The 24,651-nt window shown below is 68.5% G+C and carries 31 protein-coding genes, 1 tRNA gene and 1 pseudogene; 16 read left to right on the top strand and 17 right to left on the bottom strand.

Translation table 11 applies throughout. The features are described from left to right. Positions 1-3 precede the first annotated feature (3 nt). Together Q9G87_RS05190 and phoU are read right to left on the bottom strand one after the other, a co-directional pair. Positions 4-810 (bottom strand): alpha/beta fold hydrolase, encoded by an 807-nt coding sequence (locus tag Q9G87_RS05190; RefSeq protein ID WP_305915001.1) that lies wholly within the window; start codon positions 808-810, stop codon positions 4-6. Positions 811-887: 77 nt separating this feature from the next. After that, entirely contained in the window at positions 888-1,532 is a 645-nt protein-coding gene (gene phoU / locus Q9G87_RS05195; RefSeq protein WP_305915002.1) for a phosphate signaling complex protein PhoU, read from the bottom strand. A 125-nt stretch (positions 1,533-1,657) separates the two neighbouring features. Between phoU and Q9G87_RS05200 the strand changes: the two genes are divergently transcribed. Further along, on the top strand, positions 1,658-2,839 hold the full coding sequence (locus Q9G87_RS05200; protein ID WP_305915003.1) for a sensor histidine kinase: 1,182 nt from the start codon (positions 1,658-1,660) through the stop codon (positions 2,837-2,839). Further along, positions 2,836-3,528, top strand: coding sequence for a response regulator transcription factor (locus Q9G87_RS05205; protein WP_305915004.1), 693 nt, complete (start codon positions 2,836-2,838; stop codon positions 3,526-3,528). Before Q9G87_RS05200 ends, Q9G87_RS05205 begins: the two co-directional genes overlap by 4 nt. A 55-nt stretch (positions 3,529-3,583) precedes the next feature. Here Q9G87_RS05205 and Q9G87_RS05210 read toward each other — a convergent pair whose 3' ends face one another. Continuing rightward, positions 3,584-4,162, bottom strand: coding sequence for a copper chaperone PCu(A)C (locus Q9G87_RS05210; RefSeq protein WP_305915005.1), 579 nt, complete (start codon positions 4,160-4,162; stop codon positions 3,584-3,586). A 240-nt stretch (positions 4,163-4,402) separates the two neighbouring features. On the opposite strand from Q9G87_RS05210, the gene Q9G87_RS05215 reads away from it, so the two are divergent. From Q9G87_RS05215 to Q9G87_RS05230, 4 genes are all read left to right on the top strand, one after another. Further along, positions 4,403-4,885 carry a CarD family transcriptional regulator gene (locus tag Q9G87_RS05215; protein WP_043624891.1) on the top strand — a complete coding sequence of 161 codons (483 nt, stop codon included), beginning with the start codon at positions 4,403-4,405 and terminating at the stop codon, positions 4,883-4,885. Positions 4,886-4,902: 17 nt separating this feature from the next. Continuing rightward, positions 4,903-5,376: a 2-C-methyl-D-erythritol 2,4-cyclodiphosphate synthase gene (gene ispF, locus Q9G87_RS05220; RefSeq protein WP_305915006.1), complete on the top strand. Its 474-nt coding sequence runs from the start codon at positions 4,903-4,905 to the stop codon at positions 5,374-5,376. 184 nt (positions 5,377-5,560) lie between these two features. Next, entirely contained in the window at positions 5,561-5,848 is a 288-nt protein-coding gene (locus tag Q9G87_RS05225) for a GlsB/YeaQ/YmgE family stress response membrane protein (RefSeq protein WP_305915007.1), read from the top strand. A 96-nt stretch (positions 5,849-5,944) separates the two neighbouring features. Continuing rightward, complete coding sequence (locus Q9G87_RS05230) at positions 5,945-6,214, top strand: GlsB/YeaQ/YmgE family stress response membrane protein (protein WP_305915008.1); 270 nt, start codon at positions 5,945-5,947, stop codon at positions 6,212-6,214. A 52-nt stretch (positions 6,215-6,266) separates the two neighbouring features. Here the strand turns inward: Q9G87_RS05230 and Q9G87_RS05235 are convergent, their stop codons facing one another. Then, entirely contained in the window at positions 6,267-7,505 is a 1,239-nt protein-coding gene (locus Q9G87_RS05235; RefSeq protein WP_305915009.1) for a DUF2637 domain-containing protein, read from the bottom strand. Between the two features lie 58 nt (positions 7,506-7,563). Here Q9G87_RS05235 and Q9G87_RS05240 point away from each other — a divergent pair, with 58 nt between their 5' ends. Continuing rightward, positions 7,564-7,950, top strand: coding sequence for a PPOX class F420-dependent oxidoreductase (locus Q9G87_RS05240; RefSeq protein ID WP_305915010.1), 387 nt, complete (start codon positions 7,564-7,566; stop codon positions 7,948-7,950). Positions 7,951-7,993: 43 nt separating this feature from the next. Further along, positions 7,994-9,385: a cysteine--tRNA ligase gene (gene cysS, locus Q9G87_RS05245; protein ID WP_305915011.1), complete on the top strand. Its 1,392-nt coding sequence runs from the start codon at positions 7,994-7,996 to the stop codon at positions 9,383-9,385. Here cysS and Q9G87_RS05250 read toward each other — a convergent pair. From Q9G87_RS05250 to Q9G87_RS05260, 3 genes are all read right to left on the bottom strand, one after another. Continuing rightward, positions 9,382-10,293, bottom strand: coding sequence for an LLM class flavin-dependent oxidoreductase (locus Q9G87_RS05250; RefSeq protein WP_305915012.1), 912 nt, complete (start codon positions 10,291-10,293; stop codon positions 9,382-9,384). The two genes, cysS and Q9G87_RS05250, sit on opposite strands and share 4 nt — an antisense overlap. Before the next feature lie 120 nt (positions 10,294-10,413). Next, positions 10,414-10,692 (bottom strand): hypothetical protein, encoded by a 279-nt coding sequence (locus Q9G87_RS05255; RefSeq protein WP_305915013.1) that lies wholly within the window; start codon positions 10,690-10,692, stop codon positions 10,414-10,416. 36 nt (positions 10,693-10,728) lie between these two features. After that, positions 10,729-11,292, bottom strand: coding sequence for an RNA polymerase sigma factor (locus Q9G87_RS05260; RefSeq protein ID WP_305915014.1), 564 nt, complete (start codon positions 11,290-11,292; stop codon positions 10,729-10,731). Positions 11,293-11,625: 333 nt separating this feature from the next. Here Q9G87_RS05260 and rlmB point away from each other — a divergent pair, with 333 nt between their 5' ends. Together rlmB and Q9G87_RS05270 are read left to right on the top strand one after the other, a co-directional pair. Beyond that, entirely contained in the window at positions 11,626-12,588 is a 963-nt protein-coding gene (gene rlmB, locus Q9G87_RS05265; protein ID WP_305915015.1) for a 23S rRNA (guanosine(2251)-2'-O)-methyltransferase RlmB, read from the top strand. A 20-nt stretch (positions 12,589-12,608) separates the two neighbouring features. Beyond that, positions 12,609-12,681 (top strand) — tRNA-Thr (locus tag Q9G87_RS05270). A 62-nt stretch (positions 12,682-12,743) separates the two neighbouring features. Here Q9G87_RS05270 and Q9G87_RS05275 read toward each other — a convergent pair. Next, positions 12,744-13,655: a tyrosine-type recombinase/integrase gene (locus Q9G87_RS05275; RefSeq protein ID WP_305915016.1), complete on the bottom strand. Its 912-nt coding sequence runs from the start codon at positions 13,653-13,655 to the stop codon at positions 12,744-12,746. 152 nt (positions 13,656-13,807) lie between these two features. Between Q9G87_RS05275 and Q9G87_RS05280 the strand changes: the two genes are divergently transcribed. Further along, a complete protein-coding gene (locus tag Q9G87_RS05280; protein ID WP_305915017.1) occupies positions 13,808-14,209 on the top strand; it encodes a hypothetical protein in 402 nt (133 codons plus the stop codon). 317 nt (positions 14,210-14,526) lie between these two features. Here the strand turns inward: Q9G87_RS05280 and Q9G87_RS05285 are convergent, their stop codons facing one another. Continuing rightward, a complete protein-coding gene (locus Q9G87_RS05285) occupies positions 14,527-14,901 on the bottom strand; it encodes a S26 family signal peptidase (protein ID WP_305915018.1) in 375 nt (124 codons plus the stop codon). 152 nt (positions 14,902-15,053) lie between these two features. Here Q9G87_RS05285 and Q9G87_RS05290 point away from each other — a divergent pair, with 152 nt between their 5' ends. Beyond that, a complete protein-coding gene (locus Q9G87_RS05290) occupies positions 15,054-15,437 on the top strand; it encodes a thiol-disulfide oxidoreductase DCC family protein (RefSeq protein WP_305915019.1) in 384 nt (127 codons plus the stop codon). Here the strand turns inward: Q9G87_RS05290 and Q9G87_RS05295 are convergent. Both Q9G87_RS05295 and Q9G87_RS05300 read right to left on the bottom strand, forming a co-directional pair. Further along, positions 15,333-16,196 (bottom strand): hypothetical protein, encoded by an 864-nt coding sequence (locus Q9G87_RS05295; protein WP_305915020.1) that lies wholly within the window; start codon positions 16,194-16,196, stop codon positions 15,333-15,335. The two genes, Q9G87_RS05290 and Q9G87_RS05295, sit on opposite strands and share 105 nt — an antisense overlap. Then, positions 16,181-16,567, bottom strand: coding sequence for a PX domain-containing protein (locus tag Q9G87_RS05300; RefSeq protein WP_305915021.1), 387 nt, complete (start codon positions 16,565-16,567; stop codon positions 16,181-16,183). Before Q9G87_RS05300 ends, Q9G87_RS05295 begins: the two co-directional genes overlap by 16 nt. Positions 16,568-16,916: 349 nt before the next feature. On the opposite strand from Q9G87_RS05300, the gene Q9G87_RS05305 reads away from it, so the two are divergent. Next, positions 16,917-17,687, top strand: a complete 771-nt coding sequence (locus tag Q9G87_RS05305; protein ID WP_305915022.1) for a sulfite exporter TauE/SafE family protein — start codon at positions 16,917-16,919, stop codon at positions 17,685-17,687. A 111-nt stretch (positions 17,688-17,798) separates the two neighbouring features. Here Q9G87_RS05305 and Q9G87_RS05310 read toward each other — a convergent pair. The 6 genes and pseudogenes from Q9G87_RS05310 to Q9G87_RS05330 all read right to left on the bottom strand — a co-directional run. Then, positions 17,799-17,966 (bottom strand): annotated as a pseudogene (locus tag Q9G87_RS05310) (transposase); the annotation flags it as partial. A 116-nt stretch (positions 17,967-18,082) separates the two neighbouring features. After that, positions 18,083-18,568 carry a hypothetical protein gene (locus tag Q9G87_RS05315; protein WP_305915023.1) on the bottom strand — a complete coding sequence of 162 codons (486 nt, stop codon included), beginning with the start codon at positions 18,566-18,568 and terminating at the stop codon, positions 18,083-18,085. Positions 18,569-18,793: 225 nt separating this feature from the next. Further along, positions 18,794-18,967 carry a DUF4111 domain-containing protein gene (locus tag Q9G87_RS60565; protein ID WP_371825736.1) on the bottom strand — a complete coding sequence of 58 codons (174 nt, stop codon included), beginning with the start codon at positions 18,965-18,967 and terminating at the stop codon, positions 18,794-18,796. After that, the gene (locus Q9G87_RS05320; RefSeq protein WP_305915024.1) at positions 18,885-19,679 is read right to left on the bottom strand and encodes an aminoglycoside adenylyltransferase domain-containing protein; all 795 of its coding nucleotides are present in this window, start codon (positions 19,677-19,679) and stop codon (positions 18,885-18,887) included. The genes Q9G87_RS60565 and Q9G87_RS05320 overlap by 83 nt, the downstream gene beginning before the upstream one ends. A gap of 215 nt (positions 19,680-19,894) precedes the next feature. Then, on the bottom strand, positions 19,895-20,737 hold the full coding sequence (locus Q9G87_RS05325; RefSeq protein WP_305915025.1) for an ABC transporter permease: 843 nt from the start codon (positions 20,735-20,737) through the stop codon (positions 19,895-19,897). Next, positions 20,734-21,675 (bottom strand): ATP-binding cassette domain-containing protein, encoded by a 942-nt coding sequence (locus Q9G87_RS05330; RefSeq protein ID WP_305915026.1) that lies wholly within the window; start codon positions 21,673-21,675, stop codon positions 20,734-20,736. The genes Q9G87_RS05325 and Q9G87_RS05330 overlap by 4 nt, the downstream gene beginning before the upstream one ends. Before the next feature lie 131 nt (positions 21,676-21,806). Between Q9G87_RS05330 and Q9G87_RS05335 the strand changes: the two genes are divergently transcribed. From Q9G87_RS05335 to Q9G87_RS05345, 3 genes are all read left to right on the top strand, one after another. Beyond that, on the top strand, positions 21,807-22,946 hold the full coding sequence (locus Q9G87_RS05335) for a sensor histidine kinase (RefSeq protein WP_305915027.1): 1,140 nt from the start codon (positions 21,807-21,809) through the stop codon (positions 22,944-22,946). Between the two features lie 16 nt (positions 22,947-22,962). Then, positions 22,963-23,649: a response regulator gene (locus Q9G87_RS05340; protein WP_305915028.1), complete on the top strand. Its 687-nt coding sequence runs from the start codon at positions 22,963-22,965 to the stop codon at positions 23,647-23,649. A gap of 315 nt (positions 23,650-23,964) precedes the next feature. Continuing rightward, on the top strand, positions 23,965-24,507 hold the full coding sequence (locus Q9G87_RS05345) for a hypothetical protein (RefSeq protein WP_305915029.1): 543 nt from the start codon (positions 23,965-23,967) through the stop codon (positions 24,505-24,507). Positions 24,508-24,651: the final 144 nt, after the last annotated feature.

Raw genomic sequence — 24,651 nt, forward strand, 5'->3', positions numbered from 1 at the left:
CGCTCAGCCCGCCAGCACCTTCCGCAGCACGTCCGCGCACTCCACCGGCCGCTCCAGGAACCCGCCGTGATCGCTAGGGAACTCCACAGGCGGCGTGCCGAGCAGCTCGGCCAGCGCCACCGACGTCCGGTACGTGACCAGATTGCCGGACTCCACCCCCACCCCGACCACGACCCGAGCCGGGCCGCCCGTCAGCGCCGTGACGTCGGGCACGTAGCGGGTGGTGCCGCGCAGCTCGTGCAGGAAGAAGCGGGCGCTGTTGGCCAGATCCTGCGGCGTCGGCTCCTGCGGCGCGTCGGGCGCCCCCTCGGCCTCCAGGTCGAAGCCCGCGGTGATCATGAACTTCATCCACGCCGCCCCGACCCCCTCCCGCTGGTAGGTCTCGATGATGTCCTCGGTCCCGGCCCGCCGTTCGGCGGCGTCGGGAAGCAGCTCGAGGACGGGAGGCTCGTGCGCGAGCAGCGTCCGCACCCGCCGCGGATGCCGCTCGACCAGCGCGAGCCCGGTCACCGCGCCGCCGCTGCTGCCGAACACGTCGGCGGTCTCCGCCCCGAGCGCGTCCATGATCGCGGCGACGTCGTCGGCCCGCAGCTCCGGCGTGGAGTCCTGCTCGGGGTCGTCGAGCGTGCTGCCCGAGATGCCCCGCGGGTCGAGGGTGACCACGGTGTGGTCGCCCGCGAGCGCGTCGGCGAACGGTGTGAACGCCGCGGCGTCCATCGGTGATCCGATGACGAAGAGCAGCGGGCCCGTGCCGCGCACCTCGTAGTGGAGATGCGCGCCGGGTACGTCGAGGGTGTGCGTGGTGGCCATGGCCGGTCGTCCTTCCCTTCGGGGTCGTCGAAGGTAGGACTCCCGGCACCGGCCCAAATCGTCGCGACTCGCGGAAATCAGGTCGGCCGGGTGCCCGTCACCAGGTAGACGACGTCCTGCGCGACCCGTACCGCGTGATCGGCGTAGCGCTCGTAATAGCGCCCGATCAGCGTGATGTCGATGGCCGGCTCCACGCCGTGCTGCCAGTCCTTCGCCAGCAGGAGCCGGAACAACTTGCTGTGCAGCCGGTCCATCGCGTCGTCGTCCTGCGGCAGCTCCAGCGCCGACTCGACGTCCCGCGCGGCCACGCAACTGCCGGCCTTGGTGACGATGTTCTCCGCGATCTGGCCCATCTCGAGGATCGTGGAGCGCATCTCCAGGGGGACCGCCGATTCGGGGTGGCGCAGCCGGGCCACCTTGGCGACGTGCACGGCCAGGTCGCCCATGCGCTCCAGGTCGGTGCCCATGCGCAGTGCCGTGATCATGGTGCGCAGGTCGACCGCGACCGGTTGCTGCCGAGCCATCAGGTCGAAGATCGTCGACTCGATCTCCGCGAACGTTGCGTTCACCTCGTCGTCCCGCGAAATCACGCTCTCGGCGAGCGGCAGGTCGGGGTCGAGGAGGGCCGTGGTGGCGCGGGAGATGGCCGAGCGGACGAGCCTGGTCATCTCGACCAGCTTGTCCGTCAGCCCATCGAGTTCTTCATGATAGACGTCGCGCATGGGGTTCACCGTATGTGTCGTTCGATGAACGAACCTCTACAGCTAAATGAACTTTCCAGGAAAGGGACGTTCATCCCCTGATGAGGGGGTCTGTCCCTGGGGAAAGGCCACCTACCATCGGAGACATGAGTGAGTTGGCCATGAGCTTCGTAGCCCTGGCCGGGTTCGTCGTGGGCGCCCTGGCGGTCCTGTTCTACCGAAACCAGATCGAGGCTCCGAGCCGTACCACCGAAACCGAGACCGTGGAGACCGGCGCGGCGCTGCCGCAGGGCGTGGCCTCCGTGCTCGCGGTGCTCCCCTCGTCCGCCGTGGTGCTCGACGCGCACGACCGCGTGTTGCGCGCCAGCTCGGCGGCGCGGGCGTTCGGCCTGGTCAAGGGCGATCGGTTGATGGCCGCCGAACTGCTCGCGCTGGCCCGCCAGGTACGCCGGGACGGCGAGATCCGCGAGAGCGAGATCGACGTCGCCGGGCACAAATTCGGCCAGGAAACCACCAACTTCGCGGTACGTGTGGCGCCACTCGGCACCTACGGCCAGGTCCTGGTGCTCGCCGAGGACCAGACCGAGCGGCGCCGGGTCGAGGCGGTGCGCCGCGACTTCGTCGCCAACGTCAGCCACGAGCTCAAGACCCCGGTCGGCGCGCTGAGCCTGCTGGCCGAGACCATCCAGGACGCCGCCGACGACCCCGAGGCGGTCACCCGCTTCGCCGGGCGCATGCAGCACGAGGCGGCCCGGCTCAACTACCTCGTCCAGGACCTGATCACGCTCAGCAGGATCCAGGGGGCCGAGCCCATCCCCACCCCGGGTCAGGTCTCGATCGACGAGGCCGTTCACGACGCCATCGACCACTGCAACACCAAAGCGGTCGCCAAGGACATCACGCTCGTCTCCGGCGGCACCGAGGGACTGCGCATCTGGGGCGACGACGAGCTGCTGGTCACCGCGCTGCGCAACCTCATCGACAACGCCGTCGCCTACAGCCCCGAGCACACGAGAGTCGTGGTCAGCGTCCGCCCCGCGAACGAGTCCGTGGAGATCAGCGTCAGCGATCAGGGCATCGGCATCCCCGAGGAGGCGCTGGAACGCATCTTCGAGCGCTTCTTCCGCGTCGACGCGGCCAGATCCCGGGCCACCGGCGGCACGGGGCTCGGTCTCGCTATCGTCAAGCACGTCGCCGCGGCGCATGCCGGCGAGGTGTCCGTATGGAGCAAGGAAGGGTCCGGCTCCACCTTCACGCTCCGCCTGCCTGCCTTCGGCGGCACGGCGGTGGCCGTACCACCCTCGATTCCCCTGGAGACAGCCAAATGACCCGAGTGCTCGTCGTCGAAGATGAGGAGTCCTTCTCCGACGCCCTGTCCTACATGCTGCGTAAGGAGGGCTTCGAGGTATCGGTCGCGGCGACCGGGCCCGAGGCGCTCGACACGTTCGACCGCAACGGCGCGGATCTGGTGCTGCTCGACCTGATGCTGCCGGGTTTGCCCGGCACGGAGGTCTGCCGTTCCCTCCGGCAGCGCTCCAAGGTGCCGGTCATCATGCTGACGGCCAAGGACAGCGAGATCGACAAGGTTGTGGGTCTCGAGCTGGGCGCCGACGACTACGTCACCAAGCCGTTCTCTTCGCGTGAGCTGGTCGCCCGCATCCGCGCGGTGCTCCGCCGCCAGGGCGACATGCCGGAGGAGCTGGAGACCGCGGTGCTGGCCGTCGGCCCCGTCCGCATGGACGTCGACCGGCACGTCGTGGCCGTGCGCGGGGAGCAGGTGCAGCTGCCGCTGAAGGAGTTCGAGCTGCTGGAGGTCCTGCTGCGCAACGCCGGCCGGGTGCTCACCCGCGGCCAGCTCATCGACCGCGTCTGGGGCGCCGACTATGTGGGCGACACCAAGACGCTGGACGTTCACGTCAAGCGGCTGCGCGCCAAGATCGAGTCCGACCCGTCCAACCCGCGTTGCATCCTGACCGTGCGCGGTCTGGGCTACAAGTTCGACGCAGTCGAGGAATGATCAAACCTTTGTTCCGGTACGCGTTTGTCGTACCGGAACAAAGGTTTTGTCATGTTTAGTGAGATTCTTCGGCGTGCGCTGACGGCGTCGGGCTGGGCGTGGGAGCCGGGGTGGCGCCCGGGGCCGGGGGGTAGGCCGCGAATTCGCGGCTACGCGTGACCACAGGCACGTTCATGGACACCGTGCCGGCGTTGGCGAACTGGAGGTCCAGCTTGATGCTCTCGCCGCCCCTAAGGCTCTTGGGGATTGCTTCGAGCATGAGCTGCGGGCTCGGCTTGCCGGTGTTCACGAGCTGGTTGCTCGGCAGCTGGATCGGGGCCGTGACCTTCACCGTGCCCATGCTCCCCGCGGAGACGGCCTGCAGGGTGTCCGGGGTGCCGGCCGTGTTGAGGATGTTGAGGTAGATCGGGGCGGAGCCGCGCCAGGGAATCTGGGCGCCCGCGTCCGGGCCGAGGATGAACGCCTGCGGGATCTGAATGCCGCGAGTGCCGTAAGCGCCCTTCTCGATCAAGGCCTGGGCCTCGTTGGGGGCGTAGGGCGCGTTGGTGGTGGCGTTGAATCCGGCCCCGCAGCCGGCGAGCACGGGGGCTGCCAAGAACGCGGCGGCTACGGCAATCCAGCGACGGCTGGTCACGGGCGGGTTCTCCTTGGTCTTGCGCGTGCGTGTAGGGCAGCGCCCACCATATCCGCCCGAATCCATGGTCATATCCACACCCCCGCAGGTCATTCGCTATGTCCGGAATGGAGATTCATAGTCTTGACCGTTTGTCAAGCCCTAATATGCGGCCTTGACCTGCAGTTATGAGGATTTCACTGTTCCGGGAGCCTGTGGATGCGTGGTACTGTGGAGTACAGCGGAAGGGGTACTTGTCACATGACTTTCCAGGTCGGCGACACTGTCGTCTACCCCCACCATGGGGCTGCTCGGATCGAAGCAATCACCAAGCGATCCATCAAGGGTGAGGAAAAGACCTACTTGGTGCTCAAGGTCGACAAGGGCGACCTTACCGTCCAGGTGCCAGCTGAAAACGCAGAACTCGTCGGTGTGCGCGATGTTGTCGGCCAGGAAGGCCTTGAGCGGGTTTTCGACGTCCTCAGGATGCCGCACACGGAAGAGCCGACCAACTGGTCTCGTCGTTACAAGGCCAATCTGGAGAAGCTCGCGTCGGGTGATGTGAACAAGGTCGCCGAGGTGGTTCGGGACCTGTGGCGGAGGGATCGCGAGCGCGGTCTTTCCGCGGGCGAGAAGCGTATGCTCGCCAAGGCGCGGCAGATCCTGGTCAGTGAGCTTGCCCTGGCCGAGAAGACCAATGAGGACAAGGCTGAGGCCCTGCTTGACGAGGTTCTCAACTCCTGAGCGCGAAACTTCCACGGGTGGGCGTCGGAGTCGACGTCCACCCGTTCAGTTCAGGCGCTTCGGAGCGAGAGCTCAACCTTGCCGGCCTGCACTGGCCCGGTGAGATCGGGCTGGCCGGCCATTCCGACGGCGACGCCGCCGCGCACGCCGCATGCGATGCGCTGCTGTCTGCCGCCGGGCTGGGCGATCTAGGCCTGCTGTTCGGCACCGCCGACCCGCGCTGGGCCGGTGCCTCGGGCGCTGCGCTGCTCGAGGAGACCGCCCGCCACGTACGCGCCGCGGGCTACGAAATCGGCAACGTGGCCATCCAAGTGATCGGCAACCGGCCCAAGCTGGCGCCGCGCCGCGCGGAGGCCGAGAAGGCGCTCAGCGCCGCCGTGGGGGCGCCTGTGAGCGTCTCCGCCACCACGACCGACGGGCTCGGGCTGACCGGGCGTGGAGAGGGCATCGCGGCCATCGCGACCGCGTTGGTGGTCAACCTTTCCGCCTAGCGGGGCGTCTTCCTGGTGGGATACGTGAGGGTGTCCTGGCGGGTCGTCGCCTAGCCCGCCTCATGCGAAGGCGGCGGTTCGTCACTGGCGCGGTACGGACCGCCGCCTTCCCCTTTGGGTTGTTTGTCCTGTTGGGCGGGTAGGTCTCCCCACGACATGTGAACGTCTTCGGGGGGAGCAACACATGATCGGCGCGATTGTTTCCGCACTGGTCATCGGCGCCATCGTCGGTGCGCTTGCCCGGCTGATAGTGCCCGGCAAGCAAGGCATGTCGATCGGCCTGACTCTGATCGTCGGCATCGTGGCCGCGCTGATCGGCACGCTGATAGCGCACGCGTTCGGCTTGGCCGATACGCGCGGGATCGACTGGATCGAGCACATACTCCAGCTCGCGCTGGCGGTCGTCGGTGTGCTCCTCGTGACCAGAATGGGCATGGGGCGCACCGGACGAACCCGTGGAACACCCACCTAACCTGCTCGTACGCAAAGGCGGCGCATAATCGCCGTAGATCGGGTAGCGCATCCCCGTGAGAGTGAACCGCTCACTCTCACGGGGAGGTTTCATGTCATGACAATCCAGTCCATCCTTGGCGCCATTGTGATTGGCGCCGTGATTGGCGCAATCGGTCGCCTGCTGCTTCCCGGCAGGCAGGCCATCGGGTGGATCCTCACCATCGTCGTCGGCATCGTGGCCGCCCTCGTGGGCACGCTGCTCGCACAGGTGTTGGGCGTGCAGACAACGCCGGGCATCGACTGGATCGAACTGGTGATGCAGGTGGTGCTGGCGGTGGTCGGCGTCGGCCTGGTCGCCGGGCTCCGACGGGGGACCAGCGCCTAGGCGAGATACATCGGCCCGCCCTGAAGATGTGCTTCCGGGCGGGCCTTCTCCGTCAGTCCTCTGGCGGGCGCGGACTGCTGCGTAGGCGGCCTGAAGGGGCCGGGGTGTCGTCGTGGATCACCGGATGCGGCGCGGTGTCCTCTAACTCGTCCTCGCGCCGCGCGGCGGCGTCGGTTTCGTCGACCGCCTGCTGATCGGCGACCTGATCCGCCGTCTGGAGCTCATCGACCTGATCCGCCGTCTGGAGCTCGCCGACCTGGCTCGCGGTCTGGAGCTCGTCGGATTCGGCGAGTTCCGGGCCGTGCCCCAGGTCGGGAACCTCCCCGTCCTCAACGATCAGGTGCGGCTGCGTGTCGGCGTCCCTGTCATCCGGGCGCGGGTGGACGAGGACATCGGCCGGCTTGACGCGGTCACCCCAGCGGACCGGGCGGGTCTCGGGTTCTGGGGCGGGCTCCTCGTCGCCGTCCTGGACGGGCTCGGCGGTCGCCCAGGACAGCTGCTGGCCCTGGACGGGCTCGTGGGCCTGCTCCTGAGCGGGTTCGTGGGCCTGCTCCTGAGCGGGCTCAGGGACGGGCTCGTGGACCTGCTCCTGAGCGGGCTCAGGGATCGGCTCGTGGACCTGCTCCTGGGCGGGCCATTCGGTCACCCGCGCCGAAACCGGCGGCCGCTCCTCAGCCGAGACCGCCGTGCGTTCCTGGGCGGGCGCCGGCGGGCTCTCCGGGGCTGCGGTGGGGCCGACAAGTGGGGTGGGCTCCATCACGGGCGCAGGCGCCTCGGTGACCAGCGGGGGCGGCATCTCGGCCGGTCGGCCGCGGTGGAAGGGCACGATGTCCGATTGCCCCGTGCCGTCGTCCTCCTCGTCCTCTCCAACGCCCCGATGCGCCTGCACGTGCTTGATCATCAACAGCCACAACCACAGGGCGACGGCCAGCATGACCCAGGGAGCCAGGGCCACGCCCACGGCCGCCTGCCGCACGTCGAAAACGAACCTCACCGCCGTGGCGACGTCCGCCGCCGCCGCGGCCACGATGAGCAGGACCAGCACGATCGCCGCCTGCACCCGTACCAGCAGCCGGGCCGAGCGCAGCAGCAACACGCCGATCAGCGCGACCACGAGGAGCGCGTCGAACGCCGCCGGATAGAGGAAGGCGAGATCCTGCGTCGCCTCGCCGGTGACGGCGAGTGTGCGCAGGTCGTCGAAGGAGAGCGCGCAAGCGGCCCCGGTCAGGGCGGCGACTGCGAGCCCCGCCAGGGCGATGCCCAGGCGACGGAGCGTAGAGGGGGGAGTCACGTCCATGGCGCCTTCGAGCCTACAGAAGAATGGGCTCAAGACCGATCAAGGGAGAGACATGGCCCAGCTGCCCGAAGAAGCACGCAAACTCCTGGACGCTCCGAACTACGCGACCGTGACGAGCATCAACCCCGACGGCGGGCCGCAGTCGACGGTCGTGTGGGTGCGGACGGACGGCGACGACGTGATCTTCTCGACCGTCAAGGGGCGCAGGAAGCCGCGTAACTTCGAGCGCGATCCGCGGGCGAGCCTGCTGGTCATCGACCCGGACGACCCGTACAGGTATGTGGAGGTGCGCGGGTCGGTGGCCATGACCCCCGATCCCGAGGGCGCCCTCATCGAGGAGCTCTCGCAGAAGTACCGGGGGCTGTCATGGGAGGACAAGCCGGGCACGGAGCGGTTGATTGTCCGGATCCGGCCGGACAGGGTCACGGTGCGGGGCTGATTTATCGACGTGCTAACGCCGAGGAGGCGTTAGCCTTTCCTTCGTGAGCCTGCACATCTACGACACCAGCACGCGCGCCATCCGTGAATTCGTTCCGGTCGAAGCCGGCCGGGCGTCGATTTACCTGTGTGGTGCGACCGTGCAGGCTCCTCCGCACATCGGGCACATCCGCTCAGGTGTGAATTTCGACGTGCTCCGGCGCTGGATGACGCGTTCCGGTTATGACGTGACGTTCTGCCGAAACGTCACGGACATCGACGACAAGATCATCAGAGTGGCGGCCGAGGAGAGCGTGCCCTGGTTCGTGGTGGCCGAGCGCAACCAGCGGGCCTTCACGTGGGCGTACGACACGCTGGGCTGCCTGCCGCCGACCGTCGAGCCGCGCGCCACGGGGCACGTGCCCGAGATGATCACGCTGATGCAGCGGCTCATCGACCGCGGCCACGCCTACGCCTCAGGCGGTGACGTCTACTTCGGCGTGCAGTCCTACGCCGACCGCTACGGCTCGCTCTCCAACCAGAAACTGGACAACATGCGGGCCGCGGCCGACACCGACGACGAGTCGTGCAAGCGCGACCCGCGCGACTTCGCCCTGTGGAAGGGCGAGAAGCCGGGCGAGCCGACCTGGCCGACCCCCTGGGGTCCCGGGCGCCCTGGCTGGCACCTGGAGTGCTCGGCCATGGCGACGAAATACCTCGGGCCGACGTTCGACATCCACGGGGGCGGGATCGACCTGATCTTCCCGCACCACGAAAACGAGATCGCCCAGTCCCAAGCGGCCGGCGACGGGTTCGCGCGCTATTGGATGCACAACGGCATGCTCAAGATCGGCGCCGAGAAGATGAGCAAGTCGCTCGGCAATTCGCTGCTGATTCCCGAGATGGTGCAGAAAGTGCGCCCCGTGGAGCTTCGCTACTACCTGGCGGCGCCGCATTACCGCTCCTCGATCGATTACTCGGAGGAGGCGCTGCTGGAGGCGGCGGCCGCATACCAGCGCATCGAGGGGTTCGTGACCCGTGCCGCCGAGGTGATCCACGACGTGGACGCGCACGCGCCGCTGCCGCAGGCGTTCGCGGACGCGCTCAACGACGACTTGGGCACGCCCCAGGCGCTCGCGGTCGTGCACGAGGTGGTGCGCGAGGGCAACGTGGCGCTCTCGCGGGGCGACAAGGAGGCCGTGGCCCGGCTGCTGGCCGAGACACAGAACATGCTGGACGTCCTCGGCCTCGACCCGCGCTCGCCGCAGTGGCGGGGAGCCGGGTCGGACCTGGCGCCGGTGGTGGACGCGCTGGTGGCGGTGGCGCTGGAGCAGCGGAAGGCGGCCCGCGCGCGCAAGGACTACGAGGCGGCGGACGCGATCAGGGACCAGCTGGCGGCGGCGGGCATCACGGTGGAGGACACGCCGCACGGGGCCCGCTGGGAACTGTCCCGCTAGCCTGCGCTCTCGCCGCCCTGCGCTGCCAGGGCTCTGGCCTCGGCGAGCAGTTCGGCCTGCCGGGGCCAATCGCCACCGTCGAGGCCGAGCCCGACCGCGTCGGCTCCAGCGTCCCCGTACGCGGCCAGGCGCTCGGCCACCTGCGCGGGATCGCCGGTCACCGGGACGCTCGCCGCCTCATCGGGTGACATCCGGTGCACGTCGACCAGGGAGCGGACGAAGGACTCCACGGCGGCCGCGGAGTCGTTCGCGAGGAAGGCGTGACCGCCCACGGAGATCGAGGGGACCGGCCGCTCGAGCTCCTCGGCGATTTCCCGCAACCGCGCCGCCTTCCCCGCCAGATTCTGCGGGCTGATGAGTGAGGGCGCCCAGCCGTCCCCGTACAGCACGGCGCGGCGCATCGCGGCCTCGGAGTTCCCTCCCACCAGGATGGGTGGGACCGGGGCGGCCGGGGCCAGGACGACCTTCTCGCCTGCCAGCACCTCGGCCGGTTCGCCCCGAATGAGGCGCGGCAGGAGCTCCAGCACGGCATCGGTACGGCGGCCCCGCTCTCCTTGCGGCGCTCCGCCGGCCGCGCGCCAGAACGGCGAGCCGGGGAAGCCGCCGATGCCGACGCCGAGCACGACACGGCCACCGGACAGATGCTGGAGTGTCTGGATCTGCGCCGCGACCCAGGCCGTGGGGCGGAGCGGCAGGGTGAGCACCCCGAATTCCAGCTTGATCCGGCTGGTCGCGGCCGCGACGGCAGCCAGGACGAGGGCGGGGTCGAATCCTGGCGTGCCGTCGCCGATGAGCAGATCCGGCATCCCGACGGCGTCGTACCCGAGGGTTTCCAGGTGGCGAGCCATCGCGATGGCGGGGAGGCCGGAATCGGTCTCAGGCAGGCTGGTGGTGATCCGCATCGTCATCCCTTCCGATGGTGGGCGGGATCGGGATGACACCACGCTAGAACCCCAAGCAGACTTGAGGTCAACTCGTCCCCCCGGTGCCGCGTGCCGGGGGTGCTCGGCCGACGTGCCAGATGACCTTCAGGCCCTCCGCCGGCGACGTTCGGCCACCTTCACCTTGCATCCGTCGTCCGAGCACGTCCGCTGTATTCGCCCTCGTGAGATCGTCTGCGCCAGGCCGATCGCCCAGCAGGTCGGGCACCCGCGAAAGGCGAGCACCCCCACGGGGGCGAGCAGCAAGCCGAGCGGCCCGACCATCGGGATGAGCGCCACCGAGCCGATCAACGCCCCGAAACCGACCGCACCGCGCACCAGATGCCGAGGCAGCGACGAACTCGCGAAGCTCCGGCTGTCAGTCATCGAGACCTCCAGGAGCCGGACCCGACGACAGCGAGATCAGAAGGCGGCATCGAGATCCCCCAGAGCCGGATCGGACAACGTGCGCTGCACCGCCGCACGGGCACGATGCAGCCGCGACTTCATCGCCGCGATGCTGAGCCCCAGCCGCTCGGCGACCATCCGCCCGCTGAGCCCCTGCACATCCCGCATGATCAGCACCTGCCGCTGGTCGGCGGGCAGCGCAGCGATCGCCGCCGCCACCCGCGCGGCCTCCAGCCGCTCGAACACCTCGTCCTCAGCCGACGGCACTGCGGTGACTTCGTTGAACGGCGGCTTAGGGGGGCGCATCATGAGCCGGGTCCGCCGAATGCATTCATTGCGAATGATCCTGAACATCCACGAAACAAGCGCCCCAGAAGCCCGCAAGGTTCCGATCTTGCGATACAGGACGATCAGCGCCTCCTGCGCGGCGTCCTCGGCGTCCTCGGGCGTGGCGCACAACGATCGCGCGAACCGCTGCACGTGCGGGTGCGCGCCCGCCACCAGCGCCGCGATCGACTCGACGTCTCCTCTGCGCGCGGCGGCGACCAGCCGCTCGTCCGACCATGTCGTCTCAGCCACGTTCACGCCTCCTCCGGCGGAGCACGACGACACTACACGTGCAGATGAGCACGGCACCGACGGCGACGGCGATACCTACGACCACGACAACCAACCTCCATGTCCGTTGTCGCCGGCGGGATTGCCGGGACGAGTATGAGAGGGACTCGAGCCCTGGAAGGATTCACCCCGCCGCGGCCGATTTGCCAGATGGCGGAGTTCCCGGGTGGCGGAGTCCTGGATGATCGGGACGGGTGCATGGACCGGCTGGCGTGGGAGACGGACCGGCTCGCATGGGATATGGACCGGCTCGCGTGGGATGAGGTGCCCGGTGGCCCGAGTACCCTTGACTGCATGGCAGCAGGGGGTAGGGCTTCGGGCAGGCCCGCGAAGAAAAAGGGCCCGTCCAAAGGCACCGGAGGGCAGGGGCGCCGTGGCCTCCAGGGCAAGGGCGCGACCCCGCCTGCCGAAATGCGCCATTGGTACAAGGACAAGGCCCGCGCCGAGCGCATCGCCCGCGAGGAGCAGGGCGGCGCACGCCGCGCGGCCCCGACGAGGCAGCGCCGCTCGGAAGACGCTCCTGAATACATCGGCGGCCGCAACCCCGTGCTGGAGGCCCTGCAGGCAGGGGTGCCCTCCAACGCCCTCTACGTCGCCCAGCGCATCGAGGGCGACGACCGCGTACGCGACTCCATCAAGATCGCGACAGAGCGCGGCATCGCCCTGCTCGAGACCACCCGCGAAAAGCTCGACCGCCTGACGGAGGGCGGCGTACACCAGGGAATCGCCCTCCAAATCCCGGCCTACGACTACGCGCACCCGTCGGAGTTGGTGGAGCTCGCGCAAGACGCGGCCGAGACCCCTCTGATCGTCGCCCTGGACTCCGTCACCGACCCCCGCAACCTGGGCGCGATCGCCCGCTCCGCCACCGCCTTCGGCGCCCACGGCCTCCTCATTCCCTCGCGCCGCTCAGCCGGCGTAACGGGAGGCGCATGGAAGACCTCCGCCGGCACCCTGGCCAACCTCCGCGTCGCCCGCGCCGCCAACCTGACGGCGGCCCTGCGGGAATACCGCGACGCGGGACTGTTCGTCATCGGCCTCGACGGCGCCGGCGAAACCGACATCGGCGACGTCCAGCTACTGACCGAGCCGGCGGTGATCATCGTAGGCTCGGAGGGCAAGGGCCTGTCCCGGCTGGTCCGCGAGCAGTGCGACGTCCTGGCCCGCATCCCGATGCGCGCATCGGCGGAGTCCCTCAACGCGGGTGTCGCGGCGGGCGTGGCACTGTACGAAGTCGCTCGTCACAGGCGTCTCTAGCGTCTACACTGATAGGCCGCGCCGACGTAGCTCAATCGGCAGAGCATCTGTCTTGTAAACAGAAGGTCAGGGGTTCGATTCCCCTCGTCGGCTCTGCAATCAGAAGGCCCCTGAACAGGCGTTATGCCGTCAGGGGCCTTCTGGCTTTCCGATCTTCAACCGGTGTCTTCGGCGTCTGTGGGAGCCACCGGGGGCTGTTTCCCCAGGAGAGCGGTGGAGATGGCCTCGGTTGCCGCGCGCCGGTCGCCTTCGAGTAGGTGCCCGTAGACGTCCTTCGTGATGGCGATGCTGGCATGGCCGAGAACCTCGGACACGACGTGGAGCGGGGTGCCTTGGGCGAGCATGAGGGATGCGCCGGAGTGGCGAGGCTCGTGCGGGTGCCAGTGGCCGAGGCCCGCCTTCTTGGCCAGACGGGAGAACAGGTGCGAGAAGGTGTCCGGGTCGGACGGGTTGCCGAAAGCTGTCGGGAACATCAGGCCGTGCTCCGTCCAGTCTCCGCCCGCCTTGAGGCGTTCCTTGTTGTGAGCGGCCTTGTGGCGCTTGATCACCTCGACCAGTTCGGGAGTGAGGCAGAGGGTACGGCGTGATCGCCTGGTCTTGAGTTCGCTGATCACAATGCGCGTTTTGGTGGTGGCGTTCCGGTCGCGGTTCTTGAGGCGCTTGACGGAGTGGGTGACTCGGAGGGTACGAGCCTCCGAGTCGAAGGCGTTCCACATGAGTCCGAGTGCTTCGCCACGGCGCAGGCCGAAGACGAGGGCCAGGAGGACCAGGACGCCCATGCGGTGATCGGCGACAGCGTCGAGGAGCCTTTTGCCCTCTTCCACCGTGAGCGTCCGACCCTCTTCTACGGGGACGCGGGGAGGCATCGACAGCGCTGCGACGTTACGCATGACGAGGCCATCTCGCTCTGCCTGGCCCAGGGCCTTACGGAGCACGGCCCGCATGTTGCGGACGCTGTTCGCCTTGTAGCCAGCCTTGCGCTTGGCCTGCCACAGGGCATCGACCTGGGCAACGGTGAGCTTGGTCAGCTTGTGGCGGCCGAGTCCGGGCTTGAGATGCAGTCGCACTGAAATACCGCATGATCAATCTTCGCACCACTGGTCCATCAGCCGGCTAGGAAGACGTAGTCGCGATCACCAGACGGGGTAGCGACTTGCTGAGGTAGGAGTCTCCTGATTCCGTCTCATCGACAAGCGAGAGCGCCGGGTACCTTTCGCGCATGGAAGCAACCTTCAGGCTGGCTCGTTATGTCAGCGGGTTAGGCCACTGGGCCGAGGTCACCGTTCACGTGACGCTGGCTGATCAGGCCGAGGTGGTCGTGGGAGAAGAGGCATTCGCCTGGCTCTACCGCGTCTACGGACCCGATGCCACCACGCAGGGACCCGCGTTCGACGAGGTGAAGAAGGAAGCGGTCGACGGCGTCCGCCACGCCCTTCAGGCGCTGTCCGCAGGGGCGCAGCCGGTGAGGGTGCTCATCACCGAAATCCACGATACGCCGGTCGATACCAACGAGGGTGACGTGAAGTTCGCCGCAGCGCATGCGGTCTGGCAAGCGCTCGGGCATGAACCCGAACACCGGCCATGGATCAGAGAGGATGGCGTGGTGGTCTTTCCCGAATGACCGCCTCCGGCGGAAGCGCTCCAGCTCCGGGATGACCGCCAAGGATGTTCCTGGTATCACCGGTCTGTCAGTGGTTGAGGCAGGGCAAGGTGCTCGCCGCACGGACGGCATCGACGTCGTCGGCGAGTCCTACCACGAGATCGCCATGAAGTTGGCGTCCGAAGTGACCAGGCGCTCGCCGGCCGGGTCGGCGGGGGGCACCAGCTTGCGCAGCCGCATGAGGTACGGTTCGTTGCTCGGGCGCTGTGATCACAGTCGGCGAGCTGCCGTCATCGACGGGTAGCGGTCCGAGAAGCCGGAACTTCATGTTGCGCCGCCTACAGGGTCGACCCGCCCAACCGTCGCAGCGCGACCCCGAGCAGGCGAGCGGCCTCGAAGAAGCCGCGCTGCCGCGAGTCGACGCTGTCGGAGTTGTCGCCGTAGACCACCAGCGCACCCGCGGGCACGCGGTCCCCATCTGCGTCGATCCCCTGCGGCACCGGGGCTCCCGGCAGGGCGGCGGCTCGCTTGATGTTCCAGTGCCGGCCGTCCGCCCTGGGCGGTCCGGGCAGGATCCGCCCGGCGGGACCCAGCGGCGGCTCGAGCACCACGACATCCCCTCTGGATACCTGGTCGATCTGGCGCCGCCGTACGAGCACCCGGTCGCCATCGTTGAACGCGGCGGCCGCGATGCGTTCGGCCAGCCGCCGCAAGTACGCGATGAGCTCGGGCGACCCCTCGAGGTCGGTGGTCTTCCAGGGCAGGCCACGCGATCTCGTCCACGCACCGGTCTCGCTGACGGCCCGCCACCTGCGTGCGCTCGGCCGTTGATGACGGTGAGGCGGCAGCGCGTACAGTCTGTCCCATGGGACCCGTACTCGTCTTCGACGGAGACTGTGGATTCTGTACGATGTGCGCCCGGTTCATCCAGCGGCGTATGCGGACCCGGGCGCGGATCACGGCCTGGCAGTTCGCCGACCTCGACGGCCTCGGCGTGACGCGTGAGCGCGCCCAGTACGAGCTGCTGTGGATCTCCGAAAGCGGCGTGTACGGCGGAGCCCAGGCGGTAGCCAAGCTGCTGATCGACGCCGGGTTGCCGTGGAGCCCGCTGGGACTGGTCCTGCGGCTGCCGCCGATGCGCTGGCTAGGGCACGGGCTCTACCGGCTCACCGCGAACAACCGGAGCCGCCTGCCCGGCGGCACCCCGGCGTGCGCGCTTCCCAGGGATGGGCAGACGCTCCAGCGGTAGGAACGCGGCCAGGCAGATCACGTGCGGCAGGAAGTGAATCGTGATCACCGCCCACGTCATCAGGTGGAAGCCGAGGAAGAAGGCCACACCCGTGTACAGCGCGCGGCCACGCACGAACAACACGACCGGCGAGACCGTCTCGGCAAGCAGGACGAGCCACTGGCCGATGAGGAGCGCGCCTGGGATTTCCGCCACGAAGTGACCGAAGAACGTGCCGCGGCGGGTGATCGCCCATTGGAAGGTGGCGCCGTTCGGCCACTCCCATCCGCCGTGGCGGATCTTCGCGTACGCGGACAGGAAGTAGGTGGCCACGACCGCGATCTGCACGCAGCGCACCGCCCACCCCGCCGCCTCCTCGCCGGCCCGGCCCACCGTGGGCAGCACGAAGAGGGCCACGATCAGGGCGAGGTGGTCGTGGTCGACCTTGCCGTACGACATGGCGAGCATGGCCCACTGCAGATAGCCGAACGCCGCCACGTACCCCGCCGCGCGGGGCAGCCGGCCGGTCGCCGCGATCAGTGCCGCGACGACGACGATCGCGAACAGGGGGTAGACCAGCGCCTGGGTCGCCCCCGGTAAGTGGAGCAGACGCGCCAGGAGGACCGGCTGATAGACGGACGTGGCCTGCGTGTGCCCCCACACACTCCCGGTGAACAACAGCATGTCCAGGGGCAGGAACAGATAGACGATGACCCGGAGGATGTCGATCCGCCGTAGGGGGATCGGGGGAAACCACCAACGCGTCAGCGCACCGACCATGACACCCTCACAACGTTGCGGGTCCACGCTGGGCGCCGGTCCCTCAGCTTGATGACCTTGGTGATGACATGAAGTTTCGTCAGGCGCGGAGCCTTCGGGTGGAGCCGGGCATACGCCTCGGCCATTTCCTGGAGTAGCGCCGGATTGTTGATATATCGGGTCAGCTGGCCCTCTAGTTCGGCGCGGCGGATCCCGACGTATGACGGCTCGATGGGGATCTCGAACCTCGCGCCCGCCGCGGTCTCCGCCTCCATGAAGAGCGATTTTATCTCCCCATCAGGCGGAACACTGAAGGCATATTGCACCATCGGCCCAAATGGGAACAGATCGTCGTCGCCTGCAACCGTTCCGTAGCCGAGCGCGACGAGCACAGTTCCCGCCGCGATTAACCGCCCCGTCCTACTTCCCCTTGAAAGTGTTGCCCCCATGCGCGGCAAAGCTAGCAGAACGAAAGTCCTGATTGCCGCCAATCCGGATATGTCGCCATAGAGGGGCCTATGAACTATCCCCTCCGCAAGCGGACAAATCGCAATCAAAGAACATTAATCCCAAGAAGGCGCATATTCCACGGCCGCGCCGGCGCCGCTCGGTACACGACCCTTCGCTGAGCGTCGAAGTATTTCCCGTCTAGCGTCGGCCCTAGGGCACTCAGCCCTTGTCGTTCGGGGTGCTGTACAACTTGTCCGGGCACGGGCACCGATTCGGGAAGCAGGGGAGAACGTGACAGCGTGGGAGATGCTGGCCGTCTTCGCGGCGGGCGTCGGCGCGGGCGCCGTCAACACCGTTGTCGGCTCCGGCACCCTCATCACCTTCCCCGTTCTGCTCGCCGTCGGCCTGCCGCCGGTGACCGCCGTGGTCTCCAACGCTCTCGGCGTCATCCCCGGCTCCATCAGCGGCGCCATCGGCTACCGGCGAGAACTTCGCGGCCAGCGCCGGCTCATCCTGAAACTGGGCCTCGCCGCCCTGATCGGCGGCCTCGCGGGCGCCGTGCTCTTGGTGGCGCTGACTGCCGATGCGTTCGACAAGATCGTGCCCGCCCTGGTGGGCCTCGCCCTCGTCCTGGTGCTCCTGCAACCGCTCCTCAGCAGGAAGCTGCGTGACCGCCGCCGCGCCACCCCCAGCGGTCCGACCCGTCGCGACGGCGGCCCCCTGCTCTTTGCCGGCCTCATGCTCGCCAGCGTCTACGGCGGCTACTTCGCCGCCGCTCAAGGGATCATCTACGTGTCCCTGATGGGCCTTCTTCTCGACGAGACCCTGCAACGCCTCAATGCGATCAAGAACGTCCTCGCCGCCGTGGTCAACGCCGTCGCCGCGATCTTCTTCCTGTTTGTCGCGCACTTCGACTGGACCGCCGTCGCGCTCATCGCGGCCGGCTCCGCTCTGGGCGGCCATGCCGGAGCGGCGCTCGGCCGTCGCTTCAGTCCCGCGACCCTACGCGCCCTCATCGTGGCCGTCGGCGGCGTCGCCATCATTCATCTGCTCGTCCGCTGAGCCGACCCACGCCTGGACCGGCAGGTTCCGCCTCCCGGCCACACGAGCGTGCGGTCGGCGCGTAAGGTGCCGGGATGATCGGGATACCAGAGGCGTTCGCGCGGCGCGACCGGGGACGGCCTCAGCGGCGGCGGTCTGGAAGCCGGTGAACCCGTCCATCGCTACGACATCGATCCCATCGCGGAAGGCGCTGCTTTGGGCGTCGAGCCAGGTCTTGAACACTGCCTTGGAGCGGCCTTCGACCATGTCCAGCAGCCGCGCCGGGCCAGTGCCGTGCTTCGTCGATGCGCAGCGACTGACCAGGGAAGTGTCCTCGACGAACATGCCAGGGGCTCGTGCTCGAACGCGGTTTTCCCGTATCGGATCGAAAGGCGATCCATCATGAGGGCCGGGCTTTATCGGTTCGAGCCGGAGACAGGGTTGAAGGGATTCACCTCGAAAATCGTGGCGTCGGCGACATCGGTAATGCAGTCATTTGGCACGTCAAGGCCGGCGGGCGTGGACGCCTTCCAGTTGACGTATCCGCCGCCGATGCTCACCTTCGCGCCCTCCAAAAGGGTGCCTGCGTCACCCGGCAGGCGAACGCCTCGCTTGCCGTTCTTGGCAAGAGGCTTCGTACCCTGTGGCCAGACGACGACGGTGGCGTATGAATCGGCCGTGTTCCGCACTGCTAGGCATGTGCTCGTTGCGTTGTAGGTCAGCGTTCCGGTGAGAAGCGCTTCCATCCCACGGTCGGAGCGATGGTGTACCAGAATCTGTGGATCGCGACCTTCGATGGTCACACCGTCCGGATGCGATTTGCCGGTGCCGCAACCGGCCATTGTGGCCACGATCGCCAGTAACGCCGCCTGGCTCGCCGTCTCCTTGATTTGCTTTCGCACACCACTCCTCAGCGTAGGACTGTGCGCCCGGGCGTCCAAGCCGCGATGTCATAGGTTGTGGAGGCTCGGCCGAAGTTGCTGTATGCGAGGGCACATCGTGGATCGCTTGTCGCCAAGACTATCGCCATACCCCCAGGAGCAATGGAAGCTCAAGCCTCCAGGACGCATGAACCGCGCGGCTTCTCGTAGACGAAAGAGGGGGCTTTCCACGCGGCGGCGCAGCCCTCACTCCGCCCTGTCCGCGTGCTGCAGGGCGTGGGCGGCGAATGCCCGCAGGGCGTCGGCAGACCATGCGTGGCCGTCGGTCTCCCGTTCCTCAAGTGAGACCGGTCGAGCGCTGCGATAGCACGCGAGCGCCTGTTCCACGATCGGCCGATGGCGTTCGGGCAGTTCCTCCAGGGCCCACAGGGCTCCCTCCTCCTTGCTCAGCACGGTTCCCGGGGGGGCTTTCGAGCATCGCGATGCTCAGCACGGTTCCCGGGGGGCTTTCGAGCATCGCGATCACGCGGCACGCGTTGAGCACCCCGTAATAGGGGGATTCCAGCAGGCGATCATCCTTGAGCGCCCACGCCAGGTCCTCGAGAACGGCCGCCTTGTAGTCGGACTCCGGCACCGGCGCGAAGACGTCCTGCGGCGGCTCCCCGATCAGGGTCACGCCCCGGCTACGTGTCACGGTGATGTGCGCGGCCAGGTCCGGATCGGCCTGATGCCGGTCGTCGTAGTCCATCTGGCCGAGCAGGATCCGTTCCGTCCACGCGGCGGAATAGTGCACCTCGTAGGGGCGCGGATGCTCGTGTGCTCGTGCCTGTCGGCGGGTCAGGATGGACAATTCCAGATCGCCAGTGATCGGCCGCCGGTCGCTTCGCGTGGCCAGGGCGAGGGAGGCGTGCTCCCGTTGCCGGTCGTTGAGCGGCTCCTCGACGACCAGGAGCAGGTCCAGGTCGCTTTTGGCGCGGTAAAAGCAGCCCATCGCCAGGGAACCATGCAGATAGGCGCCGACAAGTGGGATGCCGACGGCCGCGGGCGTGCTGGTCACATATTCGCGGACATCGGCGTCGCAGTCGTCCCACGACTGGGCGCGGTCGGCCGGATGAAGGAAATCGCTCAGCACTCCAGGGAACCTATGGCGCGGACATCCGGCGTATCAACCCTTTAATCCCCAGGTTGTGGATGGGGTCCGCCGAACGAGGCGTTGCGCGTATCTAGGCGGACAAGGCATCGAGAGATCTTGGAAGAGAGCCCGCAGGGTTATCGTTGCTCACGTCCGGAGGCAGGCCCATAAGAGTAAACGGTGAAGATCTGATCCGCCCGGAGGGCGTGGAACGGTCAGGGGTCGCGGCGGGAGATGGCGGCGGACGCGGCCGCCAGTGCGAGCGCGATGTATCCGAGCAGCACCAGCGCCGCCCCTGCGGGCGGCAGCCACGCGTCCGGGATGCGGCCGGGCAGCAGGTTGGAGGCCATCGGCAGGGTCAGCGAGCCGATCCGCTCGTTCCACGGGTCCGGCAGCAGCGAGATGAGCGCGGGCACCACGAACAGCAGGGCGAAGATCGCGATGAACCCCCCGGCCGACGAGCGCAGCACGGTCCCCACACCCAGCCCCACCAGTCCCATCACCATGCAACTGAACCCGGCGCCGAGCACGGATGCCAACGCGTACGGCGACGCGAGGGTCACGCCGATGCCCCGGGTGCCGAGCACGGTCTGGCTGACGAAGAAGACGGCGAACGAGCTGAGCTGGCCGGCGATGAGTGAGATCACGCCGACCACCAGCGCCTTCGCCATCAGCAGGGTGCGCCGCTGCGGTACCGCGGTGAGCGTCTGGCGCAGCATGCCTGTGGTGCTCTCCGAGGTGATGGCAAGGATGCCGAAGGCGGCCAGGACCAGGTAGGTGACCTGAAGCGCGGTCCCACCCGCCGCCGACGGGTCGAACCCGGACCGGCCCTGCTCGGACAGCCGCTCCCATGAGCTGGCCGCGCTCAGTGCCAGCCCGCCGCCGAGCACGACCGGCAGCGGCAGCACGGCCAGCAGGTAGTAAGTTGAGCGCAGCGAGCGGATCTTGAGCCACTCCGCCGCGACGAGGTCCCGGACCAGCCGGGTGCGAGAGGGTTGCAGCGTGCGGCCGTCCGGCTCGACGAGGCTGCTCGCGATGTAGGTGTGACCGGTCCTCATGCCTGCCGCCGTTCCGTTCTGTGGTCGGTGCTGCTGTCGGTGAGCTCCATGAACGCCTCTTCCAGCGACGCGCTGCGCGGGGTGATCTCGTACAGCGGGATGCCGTGCGCGGCGGCCAGCTCGGAGATCCACGCGTTGTCCAGCGGGGGAGTGCGGGTGGCGTCGCGCCGGCCGCCGCTGACAGCCATCCCGCCGCCCGGTTCGGGGCGCACCACGGCGCCGTGCGCGAGCAGCAGCCGCTTCAGCTCGTCCTCCCGCGGGGTGCGCACCAGCACGTCCCGGTGGAACCGCGCGACGAGCTCGCCGACGGTCGCCTCGGTGATCAGCCGGCCGCGCCCGATGATGATGACCCGGTCGGCGGTGAGCGCCATCTCGCCCATCACGTGGCTGGAGATGAAGACCGTGCGGCCCTCATCCGCCAGCGTGCGCAGTAGCCCGCGGATCCACCGGATGCCCTCGGGGTCGAGCCGGTTGACCGGCTCGTCGAGGATGAGCACGCCAGGGTCGCCGAGCAGGGCCGCCGCGAGCCCCAGCCGCTGCCGCATGCCGAGTGAGAAGCCGCCCACCCGCCGGTGCGCCGCGTCCGCCAGGCCGACCTGGTCCAGCACCTCGGTCACCCGCCGCCGGCCGATGCCGTTGGTCAGGGCCAGGACGGACAGGTGGTGGTAGGCCGAGCGGCCGGCGTGGGCGGCGTCCGCGTCCAGCAGCGCGCCGACGGAGTAGAGCGGACGGACCAGCGACCTGTAGGGCCGGCCGCCGATGAGCGCCTCGCCCGAGGTGGGGGCGACCAGGCCGAGTATCGCCCGCATGGTGGTCGACTTCCCCGCACCGTTCGGGCCGAGGAACCCCGTCACCAGGCCCGGCATCACGTGGATGGACAGGTTGTCGACGGCGGTCCTGGACCCGTGGCGCTTGGTCAGGTTCCGTACTTCAATCATGTCTCCACGATCGCGAAAGGCCGGGCCCGCGTCATCGAGCCCAGGTCTGGACGTCTCCGCCCTGGGTCGGAGGCCGCCGCCTCCGACCCGGGGAGGATGCCCTCGGGCGGGGCGGTACGTAAAGTGACCGCATGGATGGCCTCCGTCCGCTGCTGGCCTCGCGCGTACGCCGCCGTCATCTGGTCGTGTTCGACATGGCACTGGGCGTCCTGATCGGCCTGGTCGCGCTGGAACGGGTGGCCCTGCCGCCGTACGGCTGGCTGTTCGGCGTCGCCCTGGGACTCGCAGCTGGGCTGCGGCGGCTCTGGCCGCTGCCCACGCTCGCCGTAGTGCTGGCTCTCGCGGCCGTCGGGGTGCAGGCCGGCGCGCTGATCAACCCGTGGCTGGTGTGGGCGTTCGTGCTCTACACGGTCGGGCTGGCGACCTCGGGCCTGCCGGCCTACCTCGGCCTCGCGGCCGGCCTGGCCGGCGTCGCCGCCCTGGTACCGCTGACGCACGAGCCCAACCTGGTGGGCAGCGTCGGGCTGATCGGGCTGAGCTGGCTGACCATGGCCGCCGCCTGGCTGCTCGGCCTGACCGTACGGGAGCGGCGGACCGGCGCGGCCAGGGTCGCCGAGCAGCAGGCCCGCCTCGCCGTGGCCGAGGAGCGGGTCCGCATCGCCCGGGAACTACACGACATCGTCGCGCACAGCCTCAGCCTGATCGCCATGCGGTCCGGCGTCGCGGTGCACGTGGCCGGGGAACGCCCCGGAGAGGCGGTCAAGGCGCTGGAGGTGATCCAGGAGACCAGCCGCGGCGCGCTCGACGAGATGCGCCGCATGGTGGGCGTCCTGCGCTCCGCCGGCGTCGGCGTCGGCGACCCGGAGGACTCCCCGCTCACCCCCGTGCCGGGACTGGTCGGTTTGGAGACCCTGGCCGGCCGGGCGCGAGAGGCGGGCGTGCGGGTCACCATTAACGTAGACGGCGGGCACGACCTGCCCCGTGGCGTGGAGAGCACGGTCTTCCGCATCGTGCAGGAGTCCCTCACTAACGTGATCAAGCACGCGGGGGATCGGGTGTCCTGCGCGGTCTCGGTCGCGGTGACCCCCACGGAGGTCCTGGTCGAGGTGATCGACGACGGGAAAGCCGGTAGGGTCCCCTCCACCCAGGTGGGCGGGCACGGCCTCATCGGCATGCGGGAGCGGGCCCTGCTCCAGGGCGGGGAGTTCACCGCCGGCCCGCGGGAACAGGGCGGATTCCGGGTCGCGGCCAGGCTGCCGTACCGCCGGTGACAAGGGACGGAGGCTCATGACCGAGGGCATCAAAGTGCTCATCGCCGACGACCAGGTGCTGCTCCGCGGCAGTTTGCGCCTGCTGCTCGAATCGGCGCCCGACATCGAGGTCGTGGGCGAGGCCGGAACCGGTGGCGAGGTGCTGGAGCTGGTGCCGAGCTGCCACCCCGACGTGATCCTGATGGACGTGCAGATGCCCGGCATGGACGGCATCGAGGCCACCCGCCGGGTCTGCGCGAGCCCGGAGAGCCGCGTGCGGGTGCTCGTCCTGACCACCTTTGACATGGACGAGTACGTCTACGGCGCGCTCCGGGCGGGAGCGAGCGGCTTCATCCTGAAGGACACACTGCCCGCCGATCTGCTCGCCGCCATCCGGGTGGTGGCGGGCGGCGACGCACTCATCTCGCCCGCCGTGACGCGGCGCCTCATCGCCGAGTTCGCCGGGCGGCCGGAACCGCTGACCGTCCCCGCCCGCAACCGCGCCCTGGCGGGGGTCACTGATCGGGAGCGCGAGGTGCTGCTCCACGTCGCCCGCGGCCTGTCCAACACCGAGATCGCCCGCCACCTGCAGGTCAGCCTGGCCACGGTGAAGACCCACATCGGCAGCCTGCTGGCGAAACTCGGTGCCCGCGACCGGGCCCAGCTCGTTATCGTCGCCTACGAGGCCGGCCTGGTCGAGGCGCGACCCCGCAGGCACGGCTGACCCCCGCCCGTCACAGGGGGCGGCGCAATCCGCGGACCGCCACCACAGGGGAGAACGCCGACAGCAGCAGGCTCGGCAGGACCGCCAGCAGCGCCGCATCCGTGTATCCGTAACCTGTTACCGACCGGGGTCACGATCACGCTCCCGGCGACAGAAGCGCGCGTACGAATGCCATGAAAGAAGCTCCCGACATCGATTGTGGATTTCTGCACAATCCGTACACGCCAGCTCGGCGGAATCGCCACCAGCGAAAGTTAAGATCACGCGGTGGGCATAGCGAGCGATCTTCCTAATGCGTCTCGCCAGCGTGCTCCCATGAACGTCAGCGGCAAGGCATGGGGGACGGTCGCCGTATGGCTGGGGCTCGGGACGATTTATGCGACAAGTGTTCCCGGGTGGCATTTCACGTGGCTCATGCTCGTCGGCGTCGGCTGGCTGTCGTTCGGCGTGGGCTGGCTGATCGTGCTCGGCCTCGTCCTTGTCAGGCGGGGGAGGCTAGTCGCATTGCGTCGTAACTGGCCGTTCTGGGCTGTGCCGCCCCTGATTTTGGCGTTGGCCGGCTCACTGGTCTACGTCGGTGCGCCGGTCAGGATGCGTTTCGAGTTGTCGCGCAGCAGCCTCGACCACTTCGCGAAGACGGTGTCAGAGGGGACGCCGCCGGGGAAGCGGAATTGGATCGGCCTATATCCCATCGAGTACCTTGAAGGATCCCGCCGGGCCTTCGGCTTCATGATCGAAGACACGGGCTTCTTCGGAAGCTACGGCCTCGCCTGGAGTCCGAATGGCGAGCCGGACATCGACGCGCCGGGCTACTACCGTCACTTCGACGGACCGTGGTACATCTGGATCGACGATTGATAGACGATTCGTCCGTCGCGGGCGCCAAGCGGTCGCCAGGGCCGGGGGTACCTCGGCGAGGTGAACCATTGGACTTGCTGGGAGCCACCTTGGGCGCCACTCGAATGGACGATCATGAACTGGACTGAACGGATCTGAAAGGCC

The sequence above is a fragment of the Nonomuraea turcica genome (genome assembly GCF_030718205.1).
In the GTDB taxonomy this organism is placed as follows: domain Bacteria; phylum Actinomycetota; class Actinomycetes; order Streptosporangiales; family Streptosporangiaceae; genus Nonomuraea.